14 protein-coding genes are annotated in these 12,035 nt (G+C 68.3%); 9 read left to right on the top strand and 5 right to left on the bottom strand.

From position 1 onward, the window contains the following. Positions 1 to 90 precede the first annotated feature (90 nt). The 3 genes from plsY to Q368_RS0119445 all read left to right on the top strand — a co-directional run bounded on the left by plsY (position 91) and on the right by Q368_RS0119445 (position 2,412). Positions 91 to 696 (top strand): glycerol-3-phosphate 1-O-acyltransferase PlsY, encoded by a 606-nt coding sequence (gene plsY / locus Q368_RS0119455; RefSeq protein ID WP_029460713.1) that lies wholly within the window; start codon positions 91 to 93, stop codon positions 694 to 696. Between the two features lie 18 nt (positions 697 to 714). Next, the gene (locus Q368_RS0119450; RefSeq protein WP_029460712.1) at positions 715 to 1,755 is read left to right on the top strand and encodes an SGNH/GDSL hydrolase family protein; all 1,041 of its coding nucleotides are present in this window, start codon (positions 715 to 717) and stop codon (positions 1,753 to 1,755) included. 108 nt (positions 1,756 to 1,863) lie between these two features. Beyond that, entirely contained in the window at positions 1,864 to 2,412 is a 549-nt protein-coding gene (locus tag Q368_RS0119445; protein ID WP_029460711.1) for a cysteine hydrolase family protein, read from the top strand. A 13-nt stretch (positions 2,413 to 2,425) separates the two neighbouring features. Here Q368_RS0119445 and Q368_RS23455 read toward each other — a convergent pair whose 3' ends face one another. Genes Q368_RS23455 through Q368_RS0119430 form a run of 3 tightly spaced genes read right to left on the bottom strand, consistent with a single transcriptional unit; the run spans position 2,426 to position 6,454 of the window. Further along, positions 2,426 to 4,597: a PAS domain S-box protein gene (locus Q368_RS23455; protein ID WP_169740609.1), complete on the bottom strand. Its 2,172-nt coding sequence runs from the start codon at positions 4,595 to 4,597 to the stop codon at positions 2,426 to 2,428. A 50-nt stretch (positions 4,598 to 4,647) separates the two neighbouring features. Next, the gene (locus Q368_RS0119435) at positions 4,648 to 5,184 is read right to left on the bottom strand and encodes a tetratricopeptide repeat protein (protein WP_029460709.1); all 537 of its coding nucleotides are present in this window, start codon (positions 5,182 to 5,184) and stop codon (positions 4,648 to 4,650) included. 4 nt (positions 5,185 to 5,188) lie between these two features. After that, a complete protein-coding gene (locus Q368_RS0119430; protein WP_029460708.1) occupies positions 5,189 to 6,454 on the bottom strand; it encodes an HDOD domain-containing protein in 1,266 nt (421 codons plus the stop codon). A 523-nt stretch (positions 6,455 to 6,977) separates the two neighbouring features. Here Q368_RS0119430 and Q368_RS0119425 point away from each other — a divergent pair. After that, positions 6,978 to 7,169: a hypothetical protein gene (locus tag Q368_RS0119425; RefSeq protein WP_029460707.1), complete on the top strand. Its 192-nt coding sequence runs from the start codon at positions 6,978 to 6,980 to the stop codon at positions 7,167 to 7,169. Next, the gene (locus tag Q368_RS0119420; RefSeq protein ID WP_029460706.1) at positions 7,166 to 7,537 is read left to right on the top strand and encodes a hypothetical protein; all 372 of its coding nucleotides are present in this window, start codon (positions 7,166 to 7,168) and stop codon (positions 7,535 to 7,537) included. The genes Q368_RS0119425 and Q368_RS0119420 overlap by 4 nt, the downstream gene beginning before the upstream one ends. A 19-nt stretch (positions 7,538 to 7,556) precedes the next feature. Here Q368_RS0119420 and Q368_RS0119415 read toward each other — a convergent pair whose 3' ends face one another. After that, entirely contained in the window at positions 7,557 to 7,775 is a 219-nt protein-coding gene (locus Q368_RS0119415) for a hypothetical protein (protein WP_029460705.1), read from the bottom strand. A gap of 66 nt (positions 7,776 to 7,841) precedes the next feature. Next, positions 7,842 to 8,039, bottom strand: coding sequence for a hypothetical protein (locus Q368_RS0119410; protein WP_029460704.1), 198 nt, complete (start codon positions 8,037 to 8,039; stop codon positions 7,842 to 7,844). A gap of 158 nt (positions 8,040 to 8,197) precedes the next feature. Between Q368_RS0119410 and Q368_RS0119405 the strand changes: the two genes are divergently transcribed. From Q368_RS0119405 to Q368_RS0119390, 4 genes are all read left to right on the top strand, one after another. Further along, on the top strand, positions 8,198 to 9,313 hold the full coding sequence (locus Q368_RS0119405) for a glycosyltransferase (protein ID WP_029460703.1): 1,116 nt from the start codon (positions 8,198 to 8,200) through the stop codon (positions 9,311 to 9,313). A gap of 348 nt (positions 9,314 to 9,661) precedes the next feature. After that, on the top strand, positions 9,662 to 10,777 hold the full coding sequence (locus Q368_RS0119400; RefSeq protein ID WP_029460702.1) for a glycosyltransferase family 4 protein: 1,116 nt from the start codon (positions 9,662 to 9,664) through the stop codon (positions 10,775 to 10,777). A gap of 78 nt (positions 10,778 to 10,855) precedes the next feature. Next, positions 10,856 to 11,128 carry a hypothetical protein gene (locus tag Q368_RS0119395; RefSeq protein WP_029460701.1) on the top strand — a complete coding sequence of 91 codons (273 nt, stop codon included), beginning with the start codon at positions 10,856 to 10,858 and terminating at the stop codon, positions 11,126 to 11,128. Then, complete coding sequence (locus Q368_RS0119390; RefSeq protein WP_029460700.1) at positions 11,125 to 11,451, top strand: hypothetical protein; 327 nt, start codon at positions 11,125 to 11,127, stop codon at positions 11,449 to 11,451. Before Q368_RS0119395 ends, Q368_RS0119390 begins: the two co-directional genes overlap by 4 nt. The last annotated feature ends 584 nt before the right edge of the window (positions 11,452 to 12,035 follow it).

Genomic DNA, 12,035 nt, shown 5'->3' with positions numbered 1-12,035 from the left:
CTCCGGCGACCGGAAGGAGCGAGCTCCTCCTGGATCTCCCCTCAGGGGGAGCATTCCCGGGACGGCCTGAAAAAGGGAAGTGGAGTTGTTATGGGTTTGGGTTTCGTGTTCGCCTGCATGCTGTACCTCGTGTTGACGTACCTCGTCGCCGCGTTTCCCTTCGGCCTGGCCGTGGCCATGGCCGGTTGCGGCATCGACCCGCGCCAGGGCGGCAGCCGCAACACCGGGGCGACCAACGTCGCCCGGCTGTGCGGCACGCGCTACGGCGTGGCCACCTTGCTCCTGGACGTGGCCAAGGGGCTCGTTCCCGTGCTTGTCGCAAGGGCCCTTTCGGATTCCGCCGTCTTCGTGTCGCTCGTGGTCGTCCTCGCCGTGGCCGGACACATGTTTTCCGCCTTCCTCTACGGCAAGGGCGGCAAGGGCGTGGCCACGACCATCGGCGTGTTCCTCGGCGTCGCGCCGGTGCCGGCCCTGCTCGCCGTGGCCGCATGCGTATGCGTCATCGCGCTCACGGGTTTCGTCTCCGCCGGCTCCCTGACCCTGGCCGTGGCGCTGCCGGTGCTGGTCTATTTTCTGGGGCCCTGCGCGCTGACGCCGGCCGCCCTGGTCGTGGCCGCGCTCGTGATCGCCAAGCACCGCGAAAACATCGCCCGCCTGCGTGCCGGCCAGGAAAAGCCCTGGCGCAAGAAGGGATAAGGCCCGGGCCGCATTCCCATGATCCACATTTTGTACGTTTTCGCGGCCCTGGTCGCGTTCAATCTCATTGCCATGTGGGGGCTTTCCCGGCTGCGCCGCGGCCGGGCGCGCACGGCGGGCATGGGGGCGCTCGTGGCCCTGGACGCCGCCATGGCCGTGCTGCTCGTCCTGGAAATCGGCATGGCGCTCTTCTTCGCCCAGTCCGACGGCTTCAACCTCACCATGTCCAGCCGCAACTGGTTCGCCCGGCACTGGCATCCGGTCAACAGCCTGGGCTATCGCGATGTCGAGCCGCTGCCTAAGGCCGCCGGCGAAAAGCTGGTGCTCGTGGTCGGCGACTCGTTTGCCGCCGGACACGGCATCGACCGGGCCGAGGACCGCTTCGGCGACGTGCTGGCCCGCGACCTCGGCAAGGGCTGGCGCGTGGCCAACGCCTCCAAGATCGGCTGGGACACCGTGGACGAGGACCAGGCGCTTCGCGCCTATCCCCTCGCCCCGGACGTCGTGGTCCTGGCCTACTTCGTCAACGACATCTACCGCGCGGCGGAAAAGGCGCATTTCGCGCTGCCGTTTACCATCCGCTTTCCCCAGACCGCCTTCACGCGCTACCTCGTGGACCACTTCGCCCTGGCCAACTTCGCCTACTGGCGGCTGGCGCGCACGGGCAACGTGGAGGAGGCGGCCAAGGGCTTCTGGGACAGGCTGCGCGCCGCCTACGCCGACCCGGCCGTGTGGGCCGAGCACGCCGCCGAGCTCGATTCCATCGTGGACTGGTGCAGGGAGCACAAGGCGCGGCTGGTCGCGCTCGTCATCCCGAGTCTTGCCGACGTGACCGGCACCGCGCCCATGACGCAGCGCGTCGCGGCCTATTTCCGGGAGCATGGCGTGGAGACCGTGGACCTGACGCCGCTGCTCGCCGGCCGCGCCCCCGGCTCCATGGTGGTCAACGGCGTGGACAGCCACGCCAACGTCGCGCTCAACGCCGAAATGGCCGCCCTGCTCAAAAAGGCCATCCTCGCGCCCCAGGCCGGAGCCGCGCCGCAGCGGGCGATGCCCTAGTGTCGCGTCCTCGAAAAAAACGGTGCCTTTTTTCTTGAAAATGCCGATGTGTTTCTGACGGTCGCGACGCGAGACCGGCCGCGCGACGATTTTCCGGGAGGCGACGTCATGGGAAAGCTGCTGCTTGTCGTCGATATGCTCAACGACTTCATCGTGCCCGGCGGCCGGCTGCATTTTCCGGCCGGCGAGGGCGTGGTCGCGCCCATCGTCCGGCTGCGCGCCGCGTTCCGGGCCGCGGGCGCGCCCGTGGTCTACGACAACGACGCCCATCCCGAGGATGCCGCGGAATTCGCCCACTGGCCCGTACATTGCGTCATGGGCACGCCGGGCGCGCGCATCGTCGACGCCCTGGCCGCCGGACCGGGCGACGTGGTCATCCACAAGGACGCCCTGTCGCTTTTCGACGTGCCCTGGGCCGCGTCCGTGCTGCGCGCGCTCGGGGCCGGCCGGCTCTACGTCGCCGGCGTGGCCACGGAATACTGCGTCAAGGAGGCGACGCAGCACGCCCTCGACGCGGGATTCGCCGTGACGGTCATCACCGATGCCATCGCCGCCGTGGATCTTACCCCGGGCGACGGCGCCCGGGCGCTGGCGGCCATGGCCGCGGCCGGGGCCGATTTCGCCGCGACCGAAGCGGTGCTGGCGACGCTTTCCTGAAGCGGAAATTCCCTTACGGCGCGTCGGGTTTGCCAAAGCCTGCCGGGGCTTCCGGGCCGTCCGGCGGGCGCATGGTGAGCAGCATCTTGCCGTCCGGCAGGGGCGCGGCCGTGAAATCGAGCAGCCGCGTCACCCCGTCGCCGCAGCGGACCGGGTAGACGCGCCGTCCCTGCTTCCCCAGGGTCGCCTGCCAATCCGCCACGACCTTTTGCCGCATCTTCGGGTCCGGATAGGCCTTGGCCATCCAGGCGTCCGCGTCCGGAATGTCTTCCAGCGTATAGCCCACAAGATCCCGAAACGCCTTGTTGAGGAACAGCGTGCGCCCGTCCGTGTCGACGAGGCTCGCGGCGTAGGGCACGTGGTCGAGGATGGCGCGCAGTTGCGTAAGCGTGCGCCGCACGTCGTCGCGCGCCTTTTCCAGCGCCGTGACCTCCTCGGCGTGGAGCATGACCGTATCCGGCGCGGCGCACACGAACGTCATGTCGAAGATGCCGGGCGCGGGCGCGCCGGGTGGCCGGAAGGAGAGGCGCTTGCGGCTGGTGCGCCGGGCCTCCAGGGCGCTCCACAGCGCCAGGTAGACGTCCGGGGACTCGTGGAAGATGGCCCCGGCCGGCGCGTCCGTGCAGGTGCCGATGCGCCCCCGGAAAAGCGCTTCGGCCGCGCGGTTGGCGTCGGCCAGCACGAGTTCGCGGTCCTTGAGCACGAAGGTGAGGGTCGGCAGGGGAAAATTGCGCAGGTGCGCCTTGAGGCGCTCTTCCCGGGCGCGCAACTCCGTCTCCATGCGCCGGCGTTCGCTGACGTCCTCCACGAAGCCTTCCACGACCTGCTTTCCCTCGCGGTTGACGAGGCGGACGTGCAGCCGGCCGATGAAGCTCGAACCGTCCCGCCGCTTGTTGACGACGTCCAGCCGCGTCAATTCCCCGTCGCGGCGCAGCCGCTCCACGATGCGCGCGCGCTGCCCCGGGTCCAGGAAGACCTGGGCGGCGTCGTGGCCGATGGCCGCAAGCATGGCCGCGGGCGTGCCGTAGCCGAACAGGCGCGCCATGGAATCGCTGACAGCCAGGATGCGCCCGTCCGGCGTGGATTGGAAAAGGCCCAGGCCGGCGTCGTCGAAAAGCTGGCGAAGACGGGGATCGAAAACGTTCCCGTTGTCCCCGGTCCGCCGTTCCAGGGTGACATCGCGGCCGTAGCAGTTGACTTCCCGGCTTGCGGGCAGGGGACAGGCGGTTATTTCCAGAAGCGTCTCGCCCACGGGGATGTGGATGGTCGCCGGCGCACCGGTTTCGAGGGCGCGGTTTGCGGCTGCGGCAAAGGGGGCGGGCATGGGCGCGCCGACGGCCATGCCCCAGGCGTCGAGCAGGGCCGCGCAGCTTGGATTTGCGTAGGCCAGGGCGCCGTCGCGGCCGATGCGCAGCACGGGATTGGGATTGTCCTCGGGGAAGCGGGCCATGGAACGCAGGTTGTCGCGGGCCTGCCGCTCGCTGGTTACGTCCTGGACCGTGCCGTAGATGCGCGTCACGCGGCCCGAGGCGTCGCGCTCGGCCCGGGCCACGGCCCTGGCGTACCGCCACAGGCCGTCGCTGCGGCGGAAGCGGTATTCGTAACGCAGGGAACCGCCCTTGGCGAGGAGACGGTGCCGCACCGCCTCCACGGCCGGCCGGTCATCGGGATGCACCAGGTCGAGAAATTCCGGGAAGGTCGGGATCGGACTGTCCGCAGGCAATCCGAAAATGCGTAGGAATTCCTCGGACCAGAAGTCCTGGCCCGTGAGCATGTCCCGGTTGAAGCTGCCGACCCTGGCCAGACGCTGGGTTTCGCGAAACGAGGCGGCCAGGGTGCGCAGGTCGTGCCAGGGGGATGCGCCCTGGTCGGGCAGGGCGGTGATGTCCCGGATCAACCCGCACAGGGATTCCGGCCGGGCGAGCAGGGCGTCGCGCACGTCGGAGGGAAGCTTGCCGGCCAGGGCGAGCAGGACGTCGGGCGATTCGTCCAGGGCCTCGGCCAGGGTCAGGATGTGGGCCTCGGACAGGCTCGGGGACGCGCCGCGTTCCAGGCGGCTCAGATAGGACGGCTGGATGCCCAGGCGCGCGGCGAGGCGGCGCAGGGAAAACGCGGGGTCGTCGGCCCGGAGGGCCAGTCGTTTTTCCCGGATGCGGCGGCCGAATGGATGCGGGTCCTGCTGCATGTGTGCACCATAACGTGCACGGCGCATCACGGCAATATTGCCGATGGAAACTATGCGCTTGTCGGCGATTCCGGCACGAGGGCCGTTGCCGCGGCAAGGACGTGCAGCTCCCGCGCCATGCCTGCGGCGTCGACGGTGGGATCGTTTTCCAGTTTTTGGGCGGCCTCGTGGGCGGCGCGTTCGAGTTCCGGTCGGTCCGGGTCGGCAAAGGCCGCCAGGGCCAGGGCGGCCTTTGCCGGCTTGTGCAGGGCAAGCAGCGAAAGCGCCAGGAAAAAGCGTGCGGCGGCGTCCGTTCCCCCGGACAGGCGCAGCACGTGCTCGAATTCCACCCGCGCCTGGAGGGCCTGGCCCGTGGCGTAGAGCGCATGGCCCAGGCGGAAGCGCACGGCCGTGTTGGACAGGTCTTCGCGCACCGAAGCCCTGTAGGCCGCCACGGCGGCGGGGTAGTCCCCGGCGGCGTAGGCCGCGTCGCCGGCGGCGTGCCGGTCCGGTGCGGACGCGTCGGCCCGGGGCTTGGGAATGTCGCGGCCGAGCAGCGCGCGCACGAGGTTGCGGCGGGAAACGGTGGGGCGTTCGTCGTGGGCCATGGTGTTATTGGGGCGGTCTGCCCGCCGGGTTGAAGAAGATGGATTCGATGTCGCGGATGCGATCGTCGCCGGCCTCGGCCACTTCCGCCAGGATGCTTTCCGTCAGGCCCAGGGAATGCCAGGCCGCTTCGGACAGGGCCGGCACGGGTGAGCCGGCAAAGGGCGGCCAGGCCCAGGCCGTGGCCAGAATGTCCGCCACGTGGACCAGCGCCGTTTCCCGGTCCTTGGCGTCGCCGGAGGGGCGGTGGTGGTCGCCGGCGATGGCCGCGAGGCTCTCGGGGAAATGCCAGCCGGCCAAGAGCGCCCGGCCCACGGCGGCGTGGTCGATGCCGAGCACCGCGGTTTCCGCTTCCGCGTCGGGCAGGCCCTCCACGCGGGACAGCAAAAGCGCCCGCCCGGCCGCGGCCGGCAGCTTGCGCAGGATCACGAGCTGGCCGAGGTCGTGGAGCAGCCCGCCCACGAACACCCGTTCCGGGGAGGTCCCCGGGCAGGAGGCCGCGAGCAGCGAAGCGTAGACGGCGCAGGCCGCGGCATGCCGCCAGAAGGCGCGCATGTCCCACAGGCCCGGCTCGATGTCGTCGAAGGCGTTGAGCGCCGCCAGGCTCATGACCAGCGTGGTCAGCTCCTTGCGCCCGACCATGTCCACGGCCCGGGTGATGGAGTCCACCGGGCTGCGCGCGGCGTAATGGGGGCTGTTGACCAGGCGCAGGAGTTTTGCGGCGAATCCCGGGTCGCGCCCGATGAGCGCGGCAAGTTCCCTGGCCGAGGTCTTTTCCGATTGCAGGGCCGAAAGCAGGCGTACGTGGACTTCGGGCAGCGTGGCCAGTTCCACTTCGCCACTGACGAGGCTCGCCGGGTCGATACGCTGGCGGCCAAAGAGCTGCGCTTCCGGCGCGAACCCGAGCAGCGACGGCGCGTCGGCCGTGGCCGCGAGATCCAGGCCTTCGGCCAGGACGCGCGCGGCGGCGCGCGCGGCGGCCAGATCGAACACCGCCCGGCCGAAAGGCGCGGCGGTGTCCAGGGCGCCAAAGCGCGGCGCGAGCAGTTCCCGGCAACGCCGGTCGACCGCCTCCAGTTCCGGAGCCGATTCTCCGGGCTGTTCCGCCTCGGATACGACCTCCACGTCGCGCACGCCGAAGGCGCGCATGGCGCGAAGGTTCTCCTGCGAGATGACGGCGCCTTGCCGCAACAAAACCACGCCCTGCTGGCCGGTTACGTCCTTGTCGGCCACCATGCCGTGCTCCACGTCGTCGATGTGGACCTTGACCACGCTCTGCCGCCTCCGGGCTGCCTCGTCACCGCCACCATGGCCCGCGACGCCGGATTAAGATTGTAATAAAGCTAATCGAAAGGAAAGGGCGTAGAAAGCCCCATGCAGGAGGTTTCCGCCGCCTAAACGACGCTATTTTTTGTATTATGTTGATTTACTGCGTAAAATTAAATTTTGCCAATCCCGCTGAAGTTGGCCCGCCTTTTGCTCATAAAGAGACGTGAGCGCGGTGGGCGTAAGCCGAAACCACACCGCACAAAATCACCTGGCCGTGGCGGCCACCCCCTAGCCTCCTCCCCCAACACGCCACCACGGCCTTTTTAGGAAGCCGCTTGGACCACTCCCTGGGTCCGGGCGGCTTCCGCTTTTCGGGGCGGCGGAGCGCCGGAAACGCTTGAACCCGACCCGATTCCTGGATATAGCCTGAAAGAACACGCCATGGCGCAACGCGCGTCGCAGCGCCGTCGCCGGCCGCAGGGCCGGAGCGCACGGCCTTTCCGCTTCTTTCGCATCGGAGCAGAGTTTGGAAAACAAGGATTCGGGCCCTCAGGCCTTTTTGGAATTCGTCAACCAGCGGCTGGCCAAGCGGCAGCGGGAACTTGACGGTGCCGTCAAATTCTCCAGCCACTACAGCCAGGTGGAAACTGTCGTCATGGAACTCAAGGCCATCCGGACCAAGTTCATGACCCTCATGCGGCGCGAGGGTTTGCTGTGAGGCGGTATTTCCGCGCAGCCGCCCTGTGCGTCCTGCTGGCGGTCATGATCGCGCTGCCGGCCCTGGCGCAGCGGGCTGCGGACATCGCGGGCAACTGGTCCGCCGTGGTGCTGGGCCAGGAGATCACGGCCGACTTCACCCGCCAGGGCGACATGATAAACGGCGTGGTGGCAATCCCCGACATCGGCGGCGGCAAGAACATCTACCATGTGGCCGGCGTCATTCTCGGGGCCGATTTCGCCGCGCAGCACGGCAGCGGCCATCTTCTCAAGGGCACGCTCACCGGCCCGGACACGGCCGAGGCCGTCTTTTCCCCGAAAACCGGGCCGTCGCTCACCCTGCACCTCAAGCGACGCGCGGGGCCGTAACCCGTCCCGCGCGCGGCGCTCAGGCGTCGGCGGTTTTCTTTTGACTCGCCGGCACCACGGGGACGCTCTCGTCCTTGGCCCGATCGGTCCAGGCGCGTTTGATCGCATCCACGTCTTCGGCCGCGAGCGTCGCCTCGATGGCGTCGAAGATGCGGTTTCGGATGAACACGAGATCCTGGTAGCTCGGCGCCTGTTGGATCAATTCCAAATAATAGGCGAGCCCTTTGTTGTCCTCCATGGAACGCTCCTCCGCTTCCCCCGCAGGGTTCGTTTCCATGTAGCCGAGGTCGGGCCGGGCGGCAACTCAGCCCGCGTCGGGGCTGTTGAACGCCCCGCACTTCTCGCACACGAAACCCGCGTATTCCGGCTCCCCGTCGTCGCCGATCCAGACTTCCACCTCGTTGCGCTCCGAGCAGTTGGAACAATAGATCAGCGCAATGTGGGTCTCGGGGTCGTAGTCGCATTCCACGCCACCGAGGATGAGCGTCTCGTTAAAGGCCATGGCCGCCTCCTTGTCGCGTTGCTTTGCGCGTCTGTTTTCTTGTAACACCGCCCGGCGCAAGGACAAGGGGCGCGGGGGGAATTTCCGTGGCCCCCATTGCCAGACGCCGCCGGCCACGCTATCCCCGACCGGCCGGCCGTCGCCGCCAAGGATACGCCATGCCGCATCGCACTCCCGCAAGTCCCCTGGTCCTCCACGACGCCTTCGCCTTTCCCGGCGGCGGCGAGAAGGTGGCCGTGACCCTGGCCCGGGCGTTTGGCGCGCTACTGCTTGCCGGCGAATACGACCCCGCCGCGTTTCCCCCGGACTATTTCGACGCGCCGCCGCGAAACCTCGCCGCGGCGGTAAACCGCCCGCTCGCCGCGCGGCTCTCCAAAACTTTGGCCATGCGCCTGGCGTTTGCGCGCATGCCGCCCGTGGCCGCGCCGCTGGCCATCCACAGCGGCTCCCTGTGCCTGCTCGCCCACGCCCGCATCGCCGCGCCACAGGTGCTCTACTGCCACACGCCGCCGCGCATCCTCTACGACCACCACGAGTTCTACATGCGCCGCCAGTCCCTGCCGCGCCGGCCGCTCTACGCCCTGCTCCTGGCCGGCTACCGCCGGGCCTACGCGCACGCGGTCCGGGCCATGGACGCCGTCGTCGCCAATTCCGAGACCGTGCGCCGGCGCATCGAACACTTCCTGGGCCTTCCCGCCACAGTCGTGCATCCGCCCGTGGACACGGCTGCCTTCGCCGACCTCGGCCAAGAGCCGTTCTATCTTTCCACGGCCCGCGTGGACGTGCTCAAACGCGTGGACGTCGTCGTGCGTGCCTTCCGCGACATGCCGGACAAACGCCTCGTCGTGGTGTCCGGCGGCTCGGAGCTCGCCCGCGTGCGCGCGCTGGCCGCCGGCTGCCCCAACATCGACATCCGGGGCTGGACCGCCGACGCGGACCTCAGGCGCCTCATCGGCACCTGCCTCGCCACCGTCTACATCCCGCGCGACGAGGACTTCGGCATCTCGCCCGTGGAATCCATGGCCGCCGGCAAGCCCGTCCTTGGCGTGCGCGAAGGCGGGCTCACCGAAACCGTCGTGCACGGCGAAACAGGCATCCTGCTGCCGCCCGACCCCGGCCCGGACGACGTGGCCCGTGGCGTCGCCGCCCTCGACGCGGCCACGGCCCGCGACATGGCCCCCGCCTGCCGGGCGCGCGCGGCGCTTTTCGACACGCGCGTATTTGTGGAGAAGATGCGGGGAGTGGTGGACGCGGTGATGGAGAAGCGGGAGTAGGGGTGGAGAGAAGAGTGAAGATGCCTCCGGCGGCCAGGAGGGGATCATCCCCTCCTGGACCTCCTCGACGGGGGGAGGGCAAGCGGGCGGGGGGACGGTCGGTGCGCGGAGCGTCGGGGCATGTGGTCGCGGAAAGGGGGGCAACCCGCAGGCCGCAAAGCCGGTAAGCCACGTTGCCCCCCTTTCCGCGACCACGGGCGCCAGCGGCGAAGCGCCGCATGGGAAGATGTGATTTTGGGCAGGTTGAAGCGGCCTACCCCTTAAAAGTTTTTTGGGAGGGTGGGGGGCGGGGGAGGGGACCCTTTTTTTCAAAAAAGGGTCCCCTCCCCCGATTCCTCCTCGTAGCGCATGAGAAAACTACGCGTCATCGTCAATGCCGTGCCGTTGGCCACGGTGAATACCGGGATCGGGCGGTACTTGCGCTGTTTGTACGCGGCGCTGGAACGCGGCTTCGGCGACCGGTTGGAGATCGGTTATTTCGACGGCAAGCGGGTGGGGCCAAGGCCGCCGCAGCCGCCGGCGAATCTGGCCGCCCGGTCGCGGCTGACGGACCTGCTCTGGAAGCTGCCCCCGGTTGCGGCGCTCGGCGTGCGCCTGGCCCGTCATTACCAGCGGGAACTGGCGTTTTGGCGGGCGGCCCGGGGTTACGACGTCTACCACGAGGCCGCCTTCTTTCCGTTCCGCGTGCCGTCCGGGGTGAAAACCGTCTTCACCGTCCACGACCTGTCGCTTCTGACCTTCCCGCAGCACCATCCGGCCGAGCGGGTGCGCTATTTCCGCATGTTCTTTTTCCGGCGGCTCGCGCGGGTGTCGCGCTTTCTGGCCGTGTCGCGCTTTACCAAGGACGAGATGGTGCGCATGCTCGGGCTCGCCCCCGGCCGCATCCGCGTGACCTGGAACGCCCATGAGCCCGAGGTGTTTCACCCGCTCGACGCGCCGCTGCCGCCCCAGGTGCCCGAGCGGTATTTCCTGTTCGTCGGCACCTACGACCCGCGCAAGAACATGCACGTGATCCCGAGGGCCCTGGCCGCGTCCGGCTGCGGCGTGCCGCTGGTCACCGCCGGCTGGACGGGCTGGTCGCGGGCGCGCATGGAGGGCGACCCTCCCATCGAGCTCGGCTACGCCGACGATGCCACGCTGGCGGCGCTCTACACCAAGGCCCTGGCCCTGGTGTACCCGAGCATCTACGAAGGCTTCGGCCTGCCGGTGCTGGAGGCCATGGCCTGCGGCTGCCCGGTGGTGACCACGAAGCTTTCCAGCCTGCCCGAGGTGGCGGGCGAGGCCGGCATCTATCTCGACGACCCGGCCGATGCGGCGGGCATGGGCAGGCTGCTCGCGCGCGTGGCGGACGACGCGACCCTTCGCGCGGAGAAATCGCGCCTGGGCCTGGTCCGTGCGCCGCTTTTCTCCTGGGACGAAACGGCCCGGCGCACGTTCGAGGAATTTGAGAAGAGTATGAAATAAGAGCGGGGCTCTGCCCCGCGCCCCGCCGGGGGGCATGATGCCCCCGGGCCCCCTCGACGGGGAAGAGGAGTATAGAACGTGAAAGATCAGTTAGGGTTGTATTATTATCCGAATCCGGCGGACAAGCGGGTGCGCATGTATGTGCGCCACCGCTACGGCCAAGTGGAATTCCGGCTCTGGAACGGCGAGCACCCACAAATCTGGGACGGCCACGACTGGGTGCCCTATGACGCCATCGTTGCCGCGGCTGAGGAATACAAGAAGCGCAAGACCGGGGTCGATCCCCTGGAGATGTACGACATCCACGTGGCCGAGCGGCTTCTCGCCGACGAAGGCGGTGCGGGCGCGTGAAGCCGGATCTGCGCGTCTACGGCGAAGTGCGGGGCCTGCCACCGGAGGCCTGGGCCGCGCTGGCTCCGGACTGTCCTTTCGAGGACGTCGAATACGCGGACGGGACGCTCGCCTTCGAGTACGAAGGGCGCTTCCTGGATGCCGGCTCATTTCTGGAGGCCCTGTGCGAGGCCCTGCCGCCCGGAGGCGGGGGGCATGCCGACGTCATCGACAACGACGCCTGGACCATCACGCGCTATGCCTTGGCCCCTGGGAGATGTGATTCTCAAACATTTGGAATCAATGATGTTCTTGAGAACACGAAAAACGAGGGCAATATTTGACTTGACGGGCCGGCCCGTCCCACGTAGATAGCCTCTCCCCGCTGCGGAAAACCGCGACGGGGCTTTGCGAGAAGGCGTAGCCTCTTGGAAAGATTGAAAAAACGTGTTGACGGAGTCGTGGGGGAGGCGTAGAAGCTCACCTCCGCACGACGGGAAACCGGAAGCGCGGTCCGGGGGAGAACGATTCCCCGGGAGTTTGAAAAAAGGTGTTGACGGGCCGGGCGCGGTTGGGTAGATAGCCCCTCCGCTTCGGGAAACCGGGGCACGGCGGGCGGCGCGAAAGCGCGGCACGCGAAAGTTGAAAAAACGTGTTGACGGTGTCGGTGGGGAAGCGTAGAAGCGCTCCTCCGCACGACGGAAAGCCGGAAGCGCGGTCCGGGGGAGAACGATTCCCCGGGAGCTTGAAAAAAAGTGTTGACGGGCCGAGCGCGGTCGGGTAGATAGCCCCTCCGCTTCGTGAAACCGAAGCACGGGGCGCGATGCGAAAGCGAAGCGCACCAAGTTGAAAAAAAGTGTTGACGGGCCGGACGGGGACGCGTAGAAACGCACCTCCGCTTCGGGAAACCGGAAGCGCGACCGCAACG

Source organism: Solidesulfovibrio alcoholivorans DSM 5433 (assembly GCF_000702665.1).
GTDB lineage: Bacteria > Desulfobacterota > Desulfovibrionia > Desulfovibrionales > Desulfovibrionaceae > Solidesulfovibrio > Solidesulfovibrio alcoholivorans.
This window is presented reverse-complemented; position numbering and strand designations above follow the sequence as displayed.

Excerpts from the sequence above, each read along its gene's own strand:
- plsY (WP_029460713.1), top strand. The coding sequence starts at position 91 with ATGGGTTTGGGTTTCGTGTTCGCCTGCATGCTGTACCTCGTGTTGACG.
- Q368_RS0119450 (WP_029460712.1), top strand. The coding sequence starts at position 715 with ATGATCCACATTTTGTACGTTTTCGCGGCCCTGGTCGCGTTCAATCTC.
- Q368_RS0119445 (WP_029460711.1), top strand. The coding sequence starts at position 1,864 with ATGGGAAAGCTGCTGCTTGTCGTCGATATGCTCAACGACTTCATCGTG.
- Q368_RS23455 (WP_169740609.1), bottom strand. The coding sequence starts at position 4,597 with ATGCAGCAGGACCCGCATCCATTCGGCCGCCGCATCCGGGAAAAACGA.
- Q368_RS0119435 (WP_029460709.1), bottom strand. The coding sequence starts at position 5,184 with ATGGCCCACGACGAACGCCCCACCGTTTCCCGCCGCAACCTCGTGCGC.
- Q368_RS0119415 (WP_029460705.1), bottom strand. The coding sequence starts at position 7,775 with ATGGAGGACAACAAAGGGCTCGCCTATTATTTGGAATTGATCCAACAG.
- Q368_RS0119410 (WP_029460704.1), bottom strand. The coding sequence starts at position 8,039 with ATGGCCTTTAACGAGACGCTCATCCTCGGTGGCGTGGAATGCGACTAC.
- Q368_RS0119405 (WP_029460703.1), top strand. The coding sequence starts at position 8,198 with ATGCCGCATCGCACTCCCGCAAGTCCCCTGGTCCTCCACGACGCCTTC.
- Q368_RS0119400 (WP_029460702.1), top strand. The coding sequence starts at position 9,662 with ATGAGAAAACTACGCGTCATCGTCAATGCCGTGCCGTTGGCCACGGTG.